Raw genomic sequence first — 18172 nt, 5'->3', positions numbered from 1 at the left:
CTGTCTTCCTTTAATTTTTCGTTTCTTTAACTACTTAAAAGAGTTTTAATCAATTAATAATTGAACATGTTTGCCAAAGGTCTCTTTTTGGCTATGGGATATAGCAGAATCAGTAATTAAATAATCGACTTCTTGGAGCGGGTAAAAGCCATAAAAATCTTTTTTATCAAGTTTATGATGATCTGCTACGATATATCGTGTTTCAGCGCTGTTCAATGCGTAACGTTGAGTCAATCCTTCATCTTCATTTGAAGTGAAAACGGATGTTTTATCTAATCCATTTACCCCGATGAAACTTTTTTTTACATGGATATTTGCAATAAAATCATTGGCGATCGTCCCAACGAAAGCGCCGGTCTTATTTCGATAGGAGCCGCCGATCAGGATGATCTCAAATCGAGGATCACTTTTGAATTTGTTAAACACATGGATCGAATTGGTGATGATTTTAGCATGGTTAATCGTCAAAAAATCATAAGCTAATTCAATCGTTGTTCCAGGTCCTAAAAAGACAGTATCGCCTTCGTGGATATGATTCGCAATGATTGTAGCAATTTCTATTTTTTCTGACAAATGAAGATCCTTTTTTTCCCGATGACTTAGTTCGATCACGGAAGTTTTAGGATTTAATAGTTTGGCACCACCATGAATGCGAATGATTAACCCCTTATCCTCCAATTCCTGCAAATCTCTACGAACAGTCATATCAGCTACTTTCAATTCTTGAACAATATCGGCCACTTTCACGATGCCGTTCTTCTCTAGTTGTGCTAATAAGTATTTTTGTCGTTCTTCTTTTAACATGATATAAACTCCCTGATATTTCGTGGTTCTTATTTTTTTTGTTTGAAATAAACATAAAACATTCAGAGAAGGTTGTCAAATATTAAAGGTTTGTATAAGAAAATAGATTGACATGTTAAAAACATTCGGTTACTATTTGTTTGTAAAAGACAAAAACGAACACAAACAAACATAAACTGGAACAAATATAATGTTCTTGTAAGAGAATGGAGGAAGAAAAATGGATAAAGAAACAGTAGCAATGATTGGATTTGAAGTGGTAGCTTTTGCTGGTGAAGCAAGATCGAAATTGATCGAAGCGTTAGCTAAAGCAGAGAAGGGGGAATTTGAAGAAGCCAATGGATTAGTTGAAGAAGCAAATCAGAGTTTGGTTGAAGCGCACAATTCTCAAACTAAAATGTTAGCTGCTGAAGCGAGTGGTGAAACAATTGAAGTAGGGTTTATTATGGTTCACGCCCAAGATCATCTAATGACCACGTTGCTATTGAAAGATGTCATTCAACATCTCTTTAATATTTATAAAAAATCATAGAGGAGCCTGGGTATGAATGCAATGATCAAACGTATCGAAAAAATGAAACCGTTTTTTGAGAAAATTTCTAATAATTCTTATTTAAGAGCAATTAGGGATGGTTTTATCAGTCTTATCCCTGTCATTCTTTTTTCAAGCTTTTTTTTATTGGTAGCATATGTTCCCAACGCATTCAATTTTCATTGGGGAGAAGAAATAGAGTCCATTCTAATGAAAGCGTATAACGGGTCCATGGGGATATTAGGGATCTTAATGGCTGCTACAGTGACCAAGAGTTTGACAGAAAACTTTAATACTAAATTGCCAAAAACGAATCAAATTAATAGTACTTCAACCATGATCGCTGCTTTTATTGCTTTCTTGATTGTTGGGGTTGATTCGTTAGAAGGTGGATTTGCTTCTGATTACATGGGGACTAAAGGATTGATGACAGCGTTCATTGTTGGTTTTATTGTTCCTAATATCTATCGATTCTGTGTTAGCAAGAATTTGACAGTGAAAATGCCAGAGGAAGTTCCTGGTAATATCTCACAGACATTTAAGGATTTGATCCCGATTACACTGTCGACCGTCTTTTTTTGGGGATTTGATTTGGGTTTTCGTAACCTTGTCGGTAGTGGGTTTTCAGAAAAATTGATTGAGCTGTTCCAACCAATTTTCTCAGCGGCCGATGGCTATTTTGGGTTAGCACTCATTTTTGGGGCAATGGCGTTTTTCTGGTTTGTCGGTATCCACGGTCCCTCTATTGTTGAGCCAGCTGTTGCTGCCATCTACATAACTAATGTAGAGATGAATTTTCAACTGTATCAAAGTGGGGAACATGCACCGAAAATTTTATCTCAAGGCTTACAATACTTTGTTGCCACACTAGGTGGGACGGGTGCGACATTGGTCATTACGTTGATGTTTGCTTTTCTAGCAAAGTCAAAGCAGTTAAAAACAATGGGACGTGCCTCAGCGATTCCCGTTTTGTTTGGTGTGAATGAACCCATGCTGTTTGGTGCACCAATTGTATTGAATCCTATCTTTTTTATTCCTTTTATTCTTGCACCGATCCTCAATGTCTGGATCTTTAAATTTTTTGTTGAGGTGTTAGATATGAATGGATTCATCTAAAATCTGCCATGGACAACTCCTGGACCAGTAGGGTTGATCTTAGGGACAGGTTTTGCTGGACTATCGATCGTTTTGATGATTGTTTTATTAACAGTTGATTTTGCGATTTACTATCCATTTTTCAAAGCCTATGACAATGAATTATTAGTGAAAGAAAAAGAAATAGGGCACGGGGATCAGTTGGAAAGTACAACTGTCAAACCAGCAGTCGTTTCACCGGCATTTGCTAAACAAAAGAATGATCAGACTAATGTTCTTGTACTTTGTGCCAATGGAGCAACTAGTTCGATGTTAGCCAATGCAATTAAAAAGGGTGCGAAGGAATTGAGTATCGGTGTGGATGCGACGGCAATGGCTTATGGGCAACATAAAGATCAGATTGGCGAGTTTGACTTGATTATCTTAGCTCCGCAAATGGCTTCGATGCTTGAGGAACTGAGAGAAAGTGCGAAGGACCATAAAACACAAACTGTTTCTACTACGGGAATCGAGTACGTCAAACTTGCAAAAGCACCTACAGATGCGGTCAACTTTGTTTTTGAAAATCTAACATGATGTGGAGGATGCGATGAATAAATTTCCAGAACATTTTATTTTTGGAGCGGCAACGGCCGCTTATCAAGCTGAGGGTGCCCTTTCAGTAGGAAACCGTGGGAAAAATTATTGGGATGATTACCTTAAAAAGACAGGGACATTTGACCCTAGTCAAGCAAGTGATTTCTATAATCGATATGCAGAAGACTTACAAGCATGTCATCAGTTTGGCATCAATGGCATTCGGATTTCGATTGCCTGGTCTAGGATCTTTCCTAGTGGGAGAGAGAAGGTCGATCCGATCGGTGTCCAATTTTATCATCGTTTGATCGATTCTTGTATCAAAAATGGAGTCACGCCGTTTGTGACTTTGCACCATTTTGATACACCAGAGAAGCAATTTAAAGATGGTGATTGGTTGTCTGCAAATATGGTGGATGATTATGTTGACTTTGCGCAATTTTGTTTCGAAGAATACGGGGACAAAGTGAAACATTGGATCACGATCAATGAACCCTGGTCAGTGGTTGCCGGTCAATACATCATCGGTCATTTTCCGCCGAACAATCAATATGAGCTGGGTAAAGCGATCCAATCAATGCACAACATGATGGTTGCCCACGCTCGCGTAGTCAAAAAATACAAGGAAGCTAATTACCAAGGTGAGATCGGGATCGTTCATATTTTAGAATCAAAGTACGGGATAACTGATCAGAGAGAAGATAGCCTGTCAGCGAAGAAAGAACATATCTTGGCGAATCAATTTCTATTGGATGCGACGTTTAAAGGGGAATACTCAGCAGAAACGATGCGTGTGATCAATGAGATCTTATCTGCAAATGGGGCGAAGCTTGAACTCAAAATAGAAGATTTTGATCATCTAAAAGAAGCAGCAAAAATGATTGATTTTTTAGGAGTCAATTATTATGCGAGTCATTTTTTAAAAGGCTATACAGGAACATCAAAAATCCAACATAACGGAACTGGTGAAAAAGGAAGTAGTATCTTTGCCTTGCAAGGTGTAGGAGAAAGGGTAACAAATCCTGTAATCCCAACGACTGACTGGGATTGGCCGATCTATCCACAAGGGTTGGAAGATATGCTTCTCTTGATCAAACAGAATTATCCGAACTATGGAAAAATCTATGTAACAGAAAATGGTTTAGGGAGTAAGGATCATTTTGAAGCGGGACAAATCAATGATGAGGAGCGGATCGATTATGTTCGTCTTCATCTAGCCGCTATTTTACGGGCGATCGACCAAGGTGTGAGAATTGAGGGATACTTTATTTGGTCGTTGATGGATATGTTTTCTTGGACGAATGGTTACAATAAACGTTATGGATTATTTTACGTAGATTTTGATACGCAGCAACGATTTCCTAAAAAGAGTGCTTATTGGTACCAAAAAATCAGCAAAGAAAAAGTATTGGATCAACCGATTAAAAATGAAACTAGCGAGAAATGAGAAAACTAAACAGGAGGAAAAATGAGTATGCGAGTAGTCATTGGTGCGGATAGCGACGGAATGGAATTAAAAGAATGGTTAAAAGATAAGCTCGTGCAAGAGGGATTTGAAGTAGAAGATAAAAGTATCCGACCAGCAGAAGATTTTATTGCATCTACATTAGCTATCACAACAGATTTAAAAGAACACCCGGAAAGTCTAGGGATTGCTATTGATGGTTATGGTGCAGGGAGCTTTATGGTCGCAACAAAAATAAAAGGAATCGTGGCAGCTGAAGTGTCGGATGAAAGAAGTGCTTATATGACTAGAGATCATAATGATGCCCGAATGATTACCTTAGGCGCAGCGATTGTTGGTAAAGAGCTTGCGTTAAATATCGTTAAGGGATTTTTGACCGCATCTTATAGTGGTGGTCGTCATCAGATTCGTGTAGATATGTTAAATGAAATGGGTTAAGAAAGGAGCAGATAATGAGAATAGCAATTGGATGTGACCACATCGTAACAGATACAAAAATAGCAGTTGCGGATTTTTTGAAATCAAAAGGGCATGAAGTATTGGATGTAGGGACCTATGATTTTACCCGCACACATTACCCGATATATGGGAAAAAAATTGGAGAAGCAGTAGTTAAAAAAGAAGTTGATTTAGGCGTATGTTTATGTGGAACAGGTGTCGGGATTACCAATGCAGTCAATAAAGTACCTGGAGTAAGAGGTGCGTTGGTTCGTGATATGACCAGTGCCATCTATGCAAAAGAGCAACTAAATGCGAACGTCATTGGTTTTGGCGCCAGAATCACAGGAGAATTTTTGATTTGTGATGTCATCGAAGCCTTTATTCAGGCAGAATATCAAGAAACAGATAAAAACAAACAGTTGATCGAAAAAATCAACCAGTGTGAAAGCACAAATGCTTCGCAAGAGAAGCCGGAATTTTTTGCAAAATTTCTTAAAAAATGGGAAATGGGCGAATACGAAGACTAAAAAGGAGCGTGACATAGAAGCAATGGATGGAAAAATGAAACATTTAAAAAAACTCTGGAATAAAGAACAAATCTTTGCCGCTTTAGCAATTGATCAACGAGGTGCATTACGTAAAATGCTTACCAAAGCAAAAGGAGAAGAAGCAAGTGCGAAAGAGCTGGAAGAATTTAAGATGATCGTGTCTTCGCAACTAACAAAAGATGCGTCAGCGATTTTGTTAGACCCAGAGTATGGCTTGCCTGCAGCGAAAGCGAAAGCGCAAGAAGCTGGCTTACTTCTTGCCTATGAAAAAACGGGATATGATAGTACCGTGCCTGGAAGACTTCCTGATCTTTTACCTACTTGTTCAGTTAAGAATCTAAAAGAGGCAGGTGCAGATGCTTGTAAATTCTTAATTTATTATGATGTTGATGAAAGTGACGAAATCAATGAGCGAAAACAGGTATTTATTGAACGGATCGGCTCAGAATGTCAGGCAGAAAATTTACCATTCTTTTTAGAATTAGTTTCATATGATCAAAACATTTCTGATAGTCAATCAAAAGAATATGCGATGAAAAAACCTGGCAAAGTCATAAAAATGATGGAGAAGTTTTCTGAAGAGCGATTCAATGTCGATGTCTTGAAAGTGGAAGTTCCTGTCAACATGCACTATGTAGAAGGATATGGTCAAACGGATTTCGTACATACGAAAGAAGAAGCAGCGAAATTTTTCCAGGAACAAGCTGCTGCTACCCATTTGCCTTATATCTTTTTAAGTGCCGGTGTCGAAGCAGAATTATTTTATGAAACACTACGTTTTGCCAAGACAGCAGGATCGACCTTCAATGGGGTTCTTTGTGGTCGGGCAACGTGGAGTGCTGGGGTAGAAACTTTTGTCAAACACGGAAAAGAAGCGGCGATGACGTGGATGAACGAAGAAGGAAGTAAAAAAATCCAACAACTCAACCAAGTGCTGAAAGAAACTGCAACACCAGTAGCGTTATAAAAAAGGCTATGAATACCATTTGTTCGGAGGGTATAAACATAGCGGGCAACTTTACTGAATGAACATTTTTTGAAACGCTTCTTCTATTTTTATAATGGAGAAAAATAGACAAGAATAAATAATCAAGAGATATAAAGATAGTGTAAAGAAACGATTTAAAGTTTCACACTATCTTTATATCTTTTTTTGTATGATCAAATCATAAAGGAGAGAGGAAAAATGATGATTATATTTGGTTTGATTAGTGCTTTATTAATGATTTATCTTTTCTGGTTTTTATTTAAGGGGGAAGAGTTATGAGTAGTATCATTTATCAAGGATTGTTTTTTTTATTTGTGTTACTAATTCTAGCGTTACCTCTTGGGTGGTATATTAAACAAATCATGCAAAATAACATACCTAAAGGTGTACGATTTTTGCAACCCGTTGAAAAACTATTTTATAAAATAATCGGACCAGTAAGTCAGAAAGAAATGACGGCGAAACGCTACATTTTTAGTGTATTGTCATTAAGCCTTTTTTCGCTCATTTTACTGATTGGTCTGTTAATGACACAAGAATGGTTGCCGGGAGGAAATACAGTTAAAAATCTTTCTTTCCCATTAGCCCTCAATACGGCAGTTAGCTTTGTAACGAATACTAATTGGCAAGCCTATGCTGGGGAAACTACCTTATCGAATTTTTCGCAAATGTTTGGCTTAACAGTTCAAAATTTTGTATCTGCAGGTGTTGGTTTAGCAGTTTTGATTGCCTTATTAAGAGGTTTGACTCAAGTGAAAAATAAACGACTAGGGAATTTTTGGCAAGATTTAACCAGAGGTCTAGTCTATATCTTATTGCCGCTTTCCATCGTTTTAGCCATCTTATTGATCTCTCAAGGAACGATCCAAACGTTTCAATCAGGGCTAGCTTATCAAGGATTAGAAGGAAAAGATTTGTGGTTGTATCTAGGACCAGTAGCAAGCCAAGTAGCTATCAAGCAGTTAGGAACGAACGGTGGTGGTTTTTTTGGAGCAAATTCAGCTTATCCTTTTGAGAATCCAACGATTTTAGCGAATTTTTTGGAAAATATTGCCATTTTGCTCATTCCTGCTGCATTGATTTTTACACTAGGTTTTTGGGTAAAAGAATGGAAACAAGGACGGACGATCTTGATCGTTGCAACCACTTTTGTTCTATTAGCGTTTATCGGGGTAGCAGTTAGTGAATATTATGGACCAAACTTTATTCAAGTGTTAGGTTCGGCCAACATGGAAGGAAAAGAAGTTCGTTTCGGTGTAGGATGGTCAAGTTTATGGGCTGTCAGCACGACTGCTGCTTCTAATGGTTCGGTCAATGCGATGTTAGATAGTTTTACGCCCTTAGGTGGAGCGATCCCACTCTTTTTGATGCAATTAGGAGAGATTATTTTTGGTGGGATTGGTAGTGGACTATACGGCATGCTTGCTTTTCTTTTGTTAGCCGTTTTTATTGCTGGTTTATTAGTTGGTCGTACGCCCGAATATTTAGGGAAAAAAATTGAAGCGTTTGACATCAAGATGGCTAGTTTAGTTATTTTGACTCCTTTAATGTTGACCCTCTTTGGAGCTATGGCCTTGATCAGCCACAGTGAAGTCTTCACTTGGTTAACTAATGAAGGTCCTCATGGATTTAGTGAATTATTATATGGTGCAACTTCCTTAGCGAATAATAATGGGAGTTCATTTGGCGGTCTATTAGCAGATACGCCGTTTATTAACTATTTAGGCAGTTTCTTGATGCTGCTTTCCAGATATCTACCGATCGTTGCGATTTTATTCCTAGCAGAAAACATGGGGAATAAGAAAAAAGCAGCGTTGAGTCCAGGGACATTATCAACCGTCAGTCCAACGTTTGTTACGATGTTGATTATCGTCATTTTAGTGATCGGCGCCTTGAGTTTCTTACCAGCATTAGCCTTAGGACCAATTGCTGAGTATTTTACAGTAAAGTGAGTGAGAAAAATGAAAAAAATCTATTTATGGGCTGTGGGTCAATCGTTCAAGAAGTTGGACCCACGACAGCAATTAAGAAACCCAGTCATGTTTGTTGTCTATTTAGGCGCGATTTTGACAACCATTTTGTGTTTTTACCCGATGGATGTACCGTTATGGTTTAGTCTTGCGATTACGGTTTTCTTATGGTTGACTCTATTATTTGCCAATTTTGCTGAAGCCGTTGCTGAAGGTCGTGGGAAGGCACAAGCGGATAGTTTGAAGCAAGCGAAGAAAGAAGTAATGACCTATAAGATCACCCGTTTAGAAGATGTGCAAGAAAAAAACTTTATTGAGATCCGTTCTTCTGATTTGAAAAAAGGCGATCTGGTTTATGTCCAGGCAGGTGAACAAATCCCAGCAGACGGGGACGTTATTGAAGGGGCTGCCTCCGTCGATGAAAGTGCCATTACTGGAGAATCAGCACCAGTCATTCGGGAATCCGGAGGGGATCGAAGCGCTGTGACAGGAGGAACGACAGTCGTCTCTGATTATTTAGTGATACGGGTCACTTCCGAAAACGGGCAATCATTTTTAGATAAAATGATTGCGATGGTGGAAGGCACCCAACGAAAAAAAACACCCAATGAAATCGGGCTGCAAATCTTTTTGATCACTTTGACGATCATTTTCTTAACAGTTTCGATTACGCTGATCCCGTTTACTCACTTTAGTAGTCTGCTAGCAGGAAAAGGTGGCCCGCTTTCTTTAATCATTGTGATTGCGTTATTGATTTGTTTAGCACCCACGACAATTGGTGCGTTGATCTCTTCGATCGGTATTGCTGGTATGAGTCGATTGACAAAAGAAAATGTCATTGCCATGAGTGGTCGAGCAATCGAAGCGGCAGGAGACGTCGATGTCTTATTATTGGATAAAACAGGAACGATTACGCTGGGCAATCGACGTGCAAGTGAATTTTTACCAGTTCATCAAGTGAGTGAACGAGAACTGGCGGATGCTGCCCAACTTTCCTCTTTGGCAGATGAAACAGCAGAAGGCAGAAGCATTGTGATTTTAGCCAAAGAACGATTCAATCTACGGGAACGTGAATTTCAGCAATCTGAGGTGAAATTTATTGATTTTAGTGCCAAAACAAGAATGAGCGGGATCGATTATCGCGGGGACGAAATTCGTAAAGGCGCGGCTGACACTATGAAAAAATACGTGGAAGCAAATGGACATACCTATCCTGAAGAATGCGATCAATTAGTGGCTCAAATCGCACGTGCAGGGGGAACCCCATTAGTAGTTGTCAAAAATTACCAAGTTTTAGGTGTCGTTTATCTCAAAGACATTGTAAAAAATGGTGTGAAAGAAAAATTTGCGGATATGCGGAAAATGGGGATCAAAACGATCATGATCACAGGGGATAATCCCATGACGGCGGCAGCGATTGCAGCAGAAGCGGGCGTTGATGACTTTTTGGCAGAAGCAACACCAGAAAACAAAATGGAATTAATCCGTGAGTACCAAGAAAAAGGTCACCTTGTAGCAATGACGGGTGATGGAACGAATGATGCTCCGGCATTAGCACAAGCTGATGTAGCGATGGCAATGAATACAGGAACCCAGGCTGCCAAAGAAGCAGGGAACATGATCGACTTAGATTCAAGCCCTACGAAGCTCCTGCAAGTAGTTCAAATCGGCAAACAACTATTGATGACTCGTGGAGCGTTAACGACCTTTAGTATTGCCAATGATGTTGCTAAATATTTTGCGGTGATCCCAGTCTTGTTCTATAGCATCTATCCACAACTAGATCAATTGAACATCATGGGACTTAGTACGCCTTTAACAGCTATTTTATCTGCGGTCATTTATAACGCGGTGGTGATTGTGGCATTGATCCCGTTAGCGCTGAAAGGTGTTGCTTACCAGGAAAAACCAGCTAGTCAAATCCTAAGACATAATCTACTTGTCTACGGATTAGGAGGGGTCATTGCACCATTTATTTTTATCAAACTGATTGATGTCATTTTATCATTCGTGATTTTGTAAAGGAGAAAAGTGATGCGAAAAACAGTTATGGGAAGTATTCGTTTTTTATTGTTAAGTTTACTTGTTTTTGGAGGGGGTTATACATTACTAGTTACCGGGGTCGGTCAACTATTTTTCAATGAACAAGCTAATGGTAGCCAAGTTACCAATGATGGGAAAGTCATAGGTTCGAAGTTGATTGGGCAACCTTTTGAATCAACTCGCTATTTTTCTGGACGGAATGAAAAAGTTAGCCAACTGTCACCGGTATCCAAGGAACAGGCTTCACGTGTGGAACAGAGAACGAAAAAACAACTTCAAGAAAACCCAGCGCAAAAAGAAGTTCCGGTGGATCTAGTGACTGCTTCGGCAAGTGGTGTAGACCCGGATATCAGTGTGGAAGCAGCCAATTTTCAAGTGTCAAAAATCGCTCAAGAGCGAGGTCTTAAAGAAGCGGATATCTATGCTATAATAGAAAAAAACAGCCATAAGGATTGGTTTTCAGACCGCAAATACGTTAATGTATTACAATTGAATCTTTCGTTAGATCAGATGTCTGATTCATAATCGGTTCTAGCCATTTTCTTGATTGGTTTTAGCCAATCAGAAAATGGCTCAGACTTACATAAAGGATAAGTTGGAGGGGGAAAGGATGTCGTTATCGAGTGTATCAGAAGATTTTATGCAAAGACAGCAAGGGAAGAAGGGCAAACTAAGAGTATTCTTTGGTTTTGCGGCTGGTGTCGGTAAAACGTATGCGATGCTCTTAGAAGCTAGAGAATTATTTGCCTTAGGTAAAGATGTCGTGATTGGCTATATTGAGCCTCATGATCGACCAGAAACGAATCAACTACTCGAAGGTATGCCTCAGATCCCACCCAAAGAAATCAATTACAAATCAATCACTTTATTTGAACCTGATATTGATCGCTTGATCAAGCGAAAGCCCGAAGTAGTTTTGATCGATGAATTAGCACACACCAATGCGCATGGTTCAAGAAATAAGAAACGTTACCAAGACGTGGCAGAGTTACTGAATGCTGGAATCAACGTTTTTACAACGATTAATGTGCAACATATCGAAAGTTTGAATGATGTTGTTGTTAATGTAACAGGTGTGGAAGTAAAAGAAACCGTGCCAGATACTTTCTTTCAACAAGCATCTTTGAAAGTGATCGATGTTGAGCCGGAAGAATTGATCTTACGGTTAGAAGAAGGAAAGATCTATACCAACGAAAATGCAAAACGAGCCTTAAAAAATTTTTTTACCCCACAAAAGTTGAATCATCTGAGAGGTTTAGCGATCCAAAGAGCTTCCGACCATATCAATCAAGTTAGTAGTCAAACCAATCGAATCCAAAGCAAGTTGTTGACTATTGTTAATGACGATTTTCCTAAAATGGCAGAAAAGTGTATTCGTTGGACTGCAAGATTAGCGCAGGGCTTAGGTGCGCAATGGGTCGTTATTCAGATTCGTTCACATGAAGACACGCCGACAAACTTACCACTTGCTGACAAACTTGGTGGAGAAGTGATCAGTATGGAAGAAGAAGGAAGCTTTGAAACGATCGTTGAATACGCTAAAATGACTGGTATCACAGATATCATCATGGGAAAGAATCTACGACAACCATGGTATGAACGATTATTTTTAGAATCGTTTGAAAACCGATTGCTGAAGCGATTGAATGATACAGAGATCCATTTGATCCCATTTCAAGAAACTAGACCGTCTTTTTTATTTCATACAAGAAAAATCATTGAAGGCGGCGGGAAAGATCTAGGGTATGCATTAGGTGCTGTTTTTTGTGCCACTTTAATTACTGAGTTGATGCAGTATTTGAACGTCGGCGATCAAAATCTGATGTTGATCTATCTCTTTTTCGTCTTATTAGTCGCTCGGATGACTTCCGGTTATTTTTGGAGCGCTTTAGCATCAATCCTTAGTGTACTATCGTTCAATTGGTTTTTTGTTGAGCCGCTTTATTCATTGACAGTCTATAAACAAGGCTATCCGTTCACTCTTTTGATCATGTTTTTAGTTGCTCTGATGATTAGTAACTTAATGGTGCGGTTAAAAAAACAAGCAGTTTATTCTATGGAAAAAGAGCATCAAATGGAAATTCTTTATGAATTGAATAAACAATATGTGTTAGCACAAGATCAACAACAAATTTTTGATATTACTGCGACGTATCTTTCACGTTTGTTAGATCGGGAAGTGGTTCTCTTTGATTCTGAAGGACAAGTGAAAAGTGTGCATCGTGTCGATCGGAAAAAATCAAGACTTAACATCAGTGAAGAAATTGCAGTAGCTGTTTGGACAGCAAAAAACCAACAGGAAGCAGGAAATGGAACCGATACCCTCGGAGGAGCAAAAGGATTCTATTTACCGATCCTTACTAATGGAAAAGTCGTAGCTGTTTTAGGAATGGAACGAAGTCATTCCCACGACCTACAAAACGATCAACTAAACTATTTAAAGTTGCTCATTACACAATTGGCAACGATTCTGGAACAAAATCAATTGAAAAATGAGAAAGAGCAAATCGAACTTGAGAATGAACGAGAAAGAGTCCGCAGCAATTTGCTCCGAGCGGTCTCGCATGATTTGCGGACACCATTAACGGCAATTTCAGGGATTGCGGAGACGTTAAACAATGAAAAAAGTGTGTCGAAAGAAACCCAACAAAAATTATTGCAAGATATTCAAGATGAGTCCCAATGGTTGATTCGGATGGTGGAAAATTTATTATCGATTACACGGATCAATATGAATACAATGAAAGTGAATAAATCAGCGGAACCGATTGAAGAAATTATCGAAGCTGTGTATAGTCATTTGAAAAAAGTGTATCCAGATAGCCAATTAGATGTCGTATTACCAGAAAACATGCTATTCATCCAAGCAGATCCTATTTTAATTGAACAAGCTTTGTTCAATTTGATTGAGAATGCTTTGAGACACGGTGAAAAACAGCAACCTGTACGATTGACTGTGAGCCAAAATGGAGAAGAAACGAGGATTGAGATTAGAAATAAGGGTGAGATTCCTATTGAACAATTTCAAAAAATCCAAAATAATCTGACTCAACCAAATGAGGTGCCTGTTGATTCTAAAAACGGATTGGGAATTGGTTTAAGTATTGTCAACACGATCATTCGTGCTCATAACGGACAAATGGAGATGATTGCCGATAATGGGGAAACGATTGTCCGAATCTATTTAAAGTAAGGAGTTTTTTATGAATAAGATGATCTTATTGATTGAAGATGATCCCAATATTACCGACTTCATGGAAGTGGTTTTTGAGCGAGAACAATATAGATTAACGGTAGCAGCAAATGGGATGGAAGCTTTAACTGCTTTACAGGCAGAAACATTTGATGTCATTTTACTTGATCTAGGTTTACCTGATATTGATGGAATGGATCTCTTGAAAATATTGAGGAAACGGATGGATCTTCCGATCGTGGTAATCTCTGCACGAAAGGACGAAAATGAAAAAGTAGCCGCCCTTGATTTAGGAGCAGATGATTACGTCACCAAACCTTTCGGGACTAACGAACTTCTAGCTCGTATAAGAACAGCTTTACGCCATAAGAAAACCAAAGAAGAACAGACGTTGATCGTAGTAAATAATGCATTGAAAATCGATTTTGATAAGCAGTTGGTTTATAAAAATGACCAAGAAATCCATTTAACAAAAAATGAATATCGATTACTTAAATGTTTATTTGAGCAGATTGGTAAAGTAGTCACTTATCAAACCTTAATGACCCAAGTATGGGGACCATACAGCGAAGATTCCCAAATTTTGCGAGTCAATATGTCAAATATCCGCAAAAAAATTGAAACAAATACGTTGAAGCCTGAATATATCATTACTGAAATTGGTATTGGTTATCGCTTACGTGATTACCGCTCGTAAACATAAAGATGAAACAGTGAAGTCTGTTTAATAAGTATTAGATCCGAGAAAGATAATTAAAAAAGGTTATAAAAGAAGCAAATAGCTCCGAGCAAAGCAGAGCAGAGCTAGCTGTATCTTTCATGACCTTTTTATGGTGTTCATCGTATTACTTCTAGGGAATTAAACCTAGGTTATTCACTTACTCTTTTATAATTAGACCTAACAATGTAGAGAATTTTAAGGCCTGGTAGGTTGAGACCTGGCAACCTTTTAATTCATTGATCGTAATGCCTAATGTTTCAAAATTAGAGGAGCTTAAATCAACGCCTTTTAAAGAGGTTTGCTGAAAATTCGCTTCGTTCAATTCACAATTGTCAAAAATGATTCCTTTGAAGTGACAATGATAAAGATCGGCGTTTTCCAATGAACAATGGCAAAATTGATTATTCTCCATTTTAGCATAGCCAAAAGCAGCTAGATTGATTAGACAATCTTTAAAAGTAACGTTTTTAATCGTTGATTCTTGAAAGGTTGTCCCAAGTAGTTTGCAATTGATAAATTCTACTCGGTGGATAGAGGCTTTTGTCATATTGACGTTGGAAAGATCACAATTTGTAAAGCGAACATCTACGAACTCGACCTGACTAAAATCGCTATTTGTAAATTGACAGTGATCAAATTCCATATTGTAAAAACGTGGACGATCGAAAAATGCTTCGATTGCTTCGTCATTGACTACTTTGCACATTTCAAGCATTGGTTCCTCTTCGGAATAGATTGTAGAAAAGGGCTTAAGTGGTAATGTGGGAGAAATTTTTGGAGGAACGATTTTCATAGATTCATCTACTTTCCTATATAAGATTTTTTCATATCAGTAACGGAATCATCGTTGTCTGCTTATTATAGCACAAATCATTTGATTGCATTTGGCGATTTTTTTGCGACAAAATGCGATAAATTGCAAAATATTGCAAAATGTTGCAAACTGTAGTAAAGTGACTTAAGGGAGGCGGTTTCATGCTGAGGGAAATTCGTTTGAAAAAAATAATCAAAATCATGAAAGAAAAACAAAATGCTGCGATTGATGACTTAGCAGAACAGCTGGAAGTATCTAAAGACACGATCAGACGTGATTTAATGAAGTTAGAAGAAAAAAATATAGTTCGCAGAACACACGGCGGAGCGATTTTATTAGAAAGAGAAGCAACTATTTTTGATTATGAGCAACGTTCAACTAAATTAAATGGAGTGAAACTTCAGTTAGGAAAAACCGCTGCAGCTATCATTAAAGACAATTCATCGGTTATTTTCGATTCCTCCACTACTGTAGAAAGTGTGATCAATCAAATAGGGATGAAACCTTTGACAGCTATCACTAATTCTTTGACTCATGCGATGCTGTTAGCAAAAAGGTCAGCAACTACGATTACGCTATTGCCGGGAAAATTGCACAAAACACAACTTTTTTTACATGGCTCAGATACTATTGAGAAATTAAAACAATACAGTGTAGACTATACATTTTTAGGTGTTTTTGCTTTATCGTCTGAAGGGATATTCATCCATACGGAAGAAGAAGGACTTGTCAAACGCCAAATGGTCAAACAGGCAAAAACGGTGGTTGCTTTAGCAGATCATACAAAAATGGATAAAACCGGTTTTTTTAAGGTTTGTGATTTAAAAGAGATTGATTTTCTAGTAACAGATCAACCTCCCAGCAAGCAGTTGCAACAAGCTTTGATAAATAATCAGGTGGAATGTCTTATATTAGATCAATAAAGGAGTAAGTATGGAAAAGATAAATATAATTTTAGATGTGTTGACTGAGCCGAAAACATTTGCAGATGTCTCACCGGTTTTCTTAACAGATGAAACGATTGAGATGAGAAAAAAACGAATGATACAAAGGATGAGAGAAGAAGCGATTGACACACTAATCATTTATGCAGATCGTGAGCATGGTAGCAATTTTGAATATTTTACAGGATTTATTCCACGGTTTGAAGAAGGATTATTTGTTATGGAAAATAGTGGAAAAAGTACCTTGATTTTGGGAAATGAAAATCTGAAACTATGTAAACATGCACGAATCCAATCAGAATTGGTTCATTATCCACCTTTTTCATTGCCGAATCAACCAATGGATCACGAACAACCTTTAGAACAATTATTTACCTCGTTAGGGTTCGTTGAAAAGAAAAAAATCGGGGTAGTTGGTTGGAAAATGTTTACTACACGGAAGAAAGAAGCGACCAAGCTATTCGATGTTCCTCACTTTATTATTGAAGCAATCGAAAAAGTAAAAGGTGAAACGACTGAACTACTAAATGCTAGTTCGCTGTTGATCGGGGAAAAAGGAATACGGAGAACAAATAATGCCAATGAGATCGCTCATTATGAATTTGGTGCCAATCTAGCTTCTAGTTGCATGTTACAAGCACTAAACAAGATTGAAGTAGGTGTAAAAGAGTCTGAAATTGGAGCATTGTTAAATGGAAAAGGACAACCGAACACGGTAGTGACAATTGCTGCGACAGGGCAACGTTTCGAATATGCTAATCTTTACCCAACCGATAAAACAATTAAACTTGGGGATGCGTTGTCTTTAACTACTGGGTTTAAAGGTGGTCTATCTAGCAGAACAGGGTTTGTCATCGAACATGAAAAACAACTTCCGTCAGAGCAAGCGGATTATTTAGAAAAAGTGGCTAAACCTTATTTTCAAGCAATTGTTCATTGGTTAGAAACAATCAAAGTGGGGATGAGAGGCGAAGAAGTTTATCAACTAGTTGAGACTGTTTTACCAAAAAAACAGTTCCATTGGCATTTAAATCCTGGTCACTTGACAGCAGATGAAGAGTGGTTAGCTTCACCTATTTATCAAGAGTCGCAAGAAATACTTGAAAGTGGGATGATTTTTCAACTAGATATCATTCCTTCAGTTCCGGGTTATACAGGTGTTAGTGCGGAAGAATGTGTGGTATTAGCTGATGAGGCACTGCAAGCAAAAATCAAAGAAAAGTACCCAGAATTATGGCAACGCATTATGATTCGTCAAACGTATTTGAAAGAAGTGCTAAACATTGATTTAAGTAAAGATATTTTACCGCTTTCCAACACGGTTGCATACTTACGCCCTTTTTATTTAGCAAAGAATCAAGCATTTCGTGTACAAAGAATAAAATCCACATCTTGATGTACGAGTGAATGATAAGAGAAAATTCGTAGGAGTAACAGGAGCTGTATGGTTCGTTACTTCTCGAATTTTTTAGGTCTGCTAGCTTTTTTGAGAAAAATCCCTTATAGTGAGAGCCGAAAGACTAGATCATTTTTTGTACGTTGTTTCAAATGCGACGATGATCATGCATAAATCTCCATTCGTTTATTGGGTTTGTCCAAGCAGATAAATGTTAGGATAGTCGTTTATGAACGAGATGGAACAGAAAAAAGGGGATATCGACTATGAACATCAAACAAGTGAGTGAAACGAAAGGGATCTCGCCCGATACATTACGTTATTATGAGAAAATTGGTCTCATTCCACCTGTACATCGCACGAAAGGCGGAATCCGTGATTATACAGAAGAAGACCTCAACTGGGTAGATTTTACAATTTGTATGAGAAATGCTGGCTTATCCATTGAGTCGTTGATCGAATACAATAAATTGTGTAAGCAAGGAGACCAGACAATTGCTGCTAGGAAGCAATTATTGATGACAGAAAGACAGCATTTGATTCAAAAGATCGATGAGATGCAAGAGTGTTTAACACGATTACATAAGAAAATCGAGAATTACGATCGGTATTTATTAGAACAATAAGATATTAGTCCATGTT

15 protein-coding genes and 1 pseudogene are annotated in these 18172 nt (G+C 38.1%); 14 read left to right on the top strand and 2 right to left on the bottom strand.

Features of this window, described 5'->3' with window-relative positions:
• Positions 1–45 precede the first annotated feature (45 nt).
• Positions 46–804 carry a DeoR/GlpR family DNA-binding transcription regulator gene (locus IGK91_RS08355; RefSeq protein WP_181934363.1) on the bottom strand — a complete coding sequence of 253 codons (759 nt, stop codon included), beginning with the start codon at positions 802–804 and terminating at the stop codon, positions 46–48.
• Between the two features lie 220 nt (positions 805–1024).
• On the opposite strand from IGK91_RS08355, the gene IGK91_RS08350 reads away from it, so the two are divergent.
• From IGK91_RS08350 to IGK91_RS08300, 11 genes and pseudogenes are all read left to right on the top strand, one after another.
• Entirely contained in the window at positions 1025–1336 is a 312-nt protein-coding gene (locus IGK91_RS08350; protein ID WP_034700819.1) for a PTS lactose/cellobiose transporter subunit IIA, read from the top strand.
• 12 nt (positions 1337–1348) lie between these two features.
• A pseudogene (locus tag IGK91_RS08345) lies at positions 1349–3007 on the top strand (PTS transporter subunit EIIC).
• 13 nt (positions 3008–3020) lie between these two features.
• Entirely contained in the window at positions 3021–4454 is a 1434-nt protein-coding gene (gene lacG / locus IGK91_RS08340) for a 6-phospho-beta-galactosidase (protein ID WP_034866843.1), read from the top strand.
• A 27-nt stretch (positions 4455–4481) separates the two neighbouring features.
• Positions 4482–4910 carry a galactose-6-phosphate isomerase subunit LacA gene (gene lacA / locus IGK91_RS08335; protein WP_063627352.1) on the top strand — a complete coding sequence of 143 codons (429 nt, stop codon included), beginning with the start codon at positions 4482–4484 and terminating at the stop codon, positions 4908–4910.
• 14 nt (positions 4911–4924) lie between these two features.
• Positions 4925–5440 carry a galactose-6-phosphate isomerase subunit LacB gene (gene lacB, locus IGK91_RS08330; RefSeq protein WP_010718449.1) on the top strand — a complete coding sequence of 172 codons (516 nt, stop codon included), beginning with the start codon at positions 4925–4927 and terminating at the stop codon, positions 5438–5440.
• 34 nt (positions 5441–5474) lie between these two features.
• Entirely contained in the window at positions 5475–6428 is a 954-nt protein-coding gene (gene lacD, locus IGK91_RS08325; protein WP_229060323.1) for a tagatose-bisphosphate aldolase, read from the top strand.
• Between the two features lie 296 nt (positions 6429–6724).
• A complete protein-coding gene (gene kdpA, locus IGK91_RS08320) occupies positions 6725–8401 on the top strand; it encodes a potassium-transporting ATPase subunit KdpA (protein ID WP_034866848.1) in 1677 nt (558 codons plus the stop codon).
• Between the two features lie 9 nt (positions 8402–8410).
• A complete protein-coding gene (kdpB, locus tag IGK91_RS08315) occupies positions 8411–10441 on the top strand; it encodes a potassium-transporting ATPase subunit KdpB (RefSeq protein ID WP_034700808.1) in 2031 nt (676 codons plus the stop codon).
• A gap of 12 nt (positions 10442–10453) precedes the next feature.
• The gene (locus IGK91_RS08310) at positions 10454–10987 is read left to right on the top strand and encodes a potassium-transporting ATPase subunit C (protein WP_034700806.1); all 534 of its coding nucleotides are present in this window, start codon (positions 10454–10456) and stop codon (positions 10985–10987) included.
• A gap of 85 nt (positions 10988–11072) precedes the next feature.
• Positions 11073–13655, top strand: a complete 2583-nt coding sequence (locus IGK91_RS08305) for a sensor histidine kinase (protein WP_274456562.1) — start codon at positions 11073–11075, stop codon at positions 13653–13655.
• Positions 13656–13665: 10 nt separating this feature from the next.
• Complete coding sequence (locus IGK91_RS08300; protein WP_010737908.1) at positions 13666–14352, top strand: response regulator transcription factor; 687 nt, start codon at positions 13666–13668, stop codon at positions 14350–14352.
• A gap of 181 nt (positions 14353–14533) precedes the next feature.
• On the opposite strand, the gene IGK91_RS08295 is transcribed toward IGK91_RS08300, so the two are convergent.
• Positions 14534–15091 carry a pentapeptide repeat-containing protein gene (locus IGK91_RS08295; protein WP_228012171.1) on the bottom strand — a complete coding sequence of 186 codons (558 nt, stop codon included), beginning with the start codon at positions 15089–15091 and terminating at the stop codon, positions 14534–14536.
• A gap of 260 nt (positions 15092–15351) precedes the next feature.
• Here IGK91_RS08295 and IGK91_RS08290 point away from each other — a divergent pair, with 260 nt between their 5' ends.
• From IGK91_RS08290 to IGK91_RS08280, 3 genes are all read left to right on the top strand, one after another.
• Positions 15352–16113: a DeoR/GlpR family DNA-binding transcription regulator gene (locus IGK91_RS08290; RefSeq protein ID WP_010737906.1), complete on the top strand. Its 762-nt coding sequence runs from the start codon at positions 15352–15354 to the stop codon at positions 16111–16113.
• Between the two features lie 10 nt (positions 16114–16123).
• Positions 16124–17530: a M24 family metallopeptidase gene (locus IGK91_RS08285; RefSeq protein WP_034866856.1), complete on the top strand. Its 1407-nt coding sequence runs from the start codon at positions 16124–16126 to the stop codon at positions 17528–17530.
• Between the two features lie 266 nt (positions 17531–17796).
• A complete protein-coding gene (locus tag IGK91_RS08280) occupies positions 17797–18156 on the top strand; it encodes a MerR family transcriptional regulator (protein ID WP_010737903.1) in 360 nt (119 codons plus the stop codon).
• Positions 18157–18172: the final 16 nt, after the last annotated feature.

It is taken from the genome of Enterococcus sp. DIV1208 (assembly GCF_050530455.1).
Classification (GTDB): Bacteria; Bacillota; Bacilli; order Lactobacillales; family Enterococcaceae; genus Enterococcus_B; species Enterococcus_B hirae.
Note: the sequence above shows the minus strand (reverse complement) of the source record. Positions and strands in the feature narration are given on the sequence as shown.

What these genes read in the sequence shown, in the direction of transcription:
- lacA (WP_063627352.1), top strand. Translation starts at nt 4,482, where the DNA reads ATGCGAGTAGTCATTGGTGCGGATAGCGACGGAATGGAATTAAAAGAA.
- IGK91_RS08285 (WP_034866856.1), top strand. Translation starts at nt 16,124, where the DNA reads ATGGAAAAGATAAATATAATTTTAGATGTGTTGACTGAGCCGAAAACA.
- IGK91_RS08355 (WP_181934363.1), bottom strand. Translation starts at nt 804, where the DNA reads ATGTTAAAAGAAGAACGACAAAAATACTTATTAGCACAACTAGAGAAG.
- IGK91_RS08295 (WP_228012171.1), bottom strand. Translation starts at nt 15,091, where the DNA reads ATGCTTGAAATGTGCAAAGTAGTCAATGACGAAGCAATCGAAGCATTT.
- IGK91_RS08280 (WP_010737903.1), top strand. Translation starts at nt 17,797, where the DNA reads ATGAACATCAAACAAGTGAGTGAAACGAAAGGGATCTCGCCCGATACA.
- IGK91_RS08300 (WP_010737908.1), top strand. Translation starts at nt 13,666, where the DNA reads ATGAATAAGATGATCTTATTGATTGAAGATGATCCCAATATTACCGAC.
- lacG (WP_034866843.1), top strand. Translation starts at nt 3,021, where the DNA reads ATGAATAAATTTCCAGAACATTTTATTTTTGGAGCGGCAACGGCCGCT.
- kdpB (WP_034700808.1), top strand. Translation starts at nt 8,411, where the DNA reads ATGAAAAAAATCTATTTATGGGCTGTGGGTCAATCGTTCAAGAAGTTG.
- kdpA (WP_034866848.1), top strand. Translation starts at nt 6,725, where the DNA reads ATGAGTAGTATCATTTATCAAGGATTGTTTTTTTTATTTGTGTTACTA.
- lacB (WP_010718449.1), top strand. Translation starts at nt 4,925, where the DNA reads ATGAGAATAGCAATTGGATGTGACCACATCGTAACAGATACAAAAATA.
- IGK91_RS08305 (WP_274456562.1), top strand. Translation starts at nt 11,073, where the DNA reads ATGTCGTTATCGAGTGTATCAGAAGATTTTATGCAAAGACAGCAAGGG.
- IGK91_RS08310 (WP_034700806.1), top strand. Translation starts at nt 10,454, where the DNA reads ATGCGAAAAACAGTTATGGGAAGTATTCGTTTTTTATTGTTAAGTTTA.
- IGK91_RS08350 (WP_034700819.1), top strand. Translation starts at nt 1,025, where the DNA reads ATGGATAAAGAAACAGTAGCAATGATTGGATTTGAAGTGGTAGCTTTT.
- IGK91_RS08290 (WP_010737906.1), top strand. Translation starts at nt 15,352, where the DNA reads ATGCTGAGGGAAATTCGTTTGAAAAAAATAATCAAAATCATGAAAGAA.
- lacD (WP_229060323.1), top strand. Translation starts at nt 5,475, where the DNA reads ATGAAACATTTAAAAAAACTCTGGAATAAAGAACAAATCTTTGCCGCT.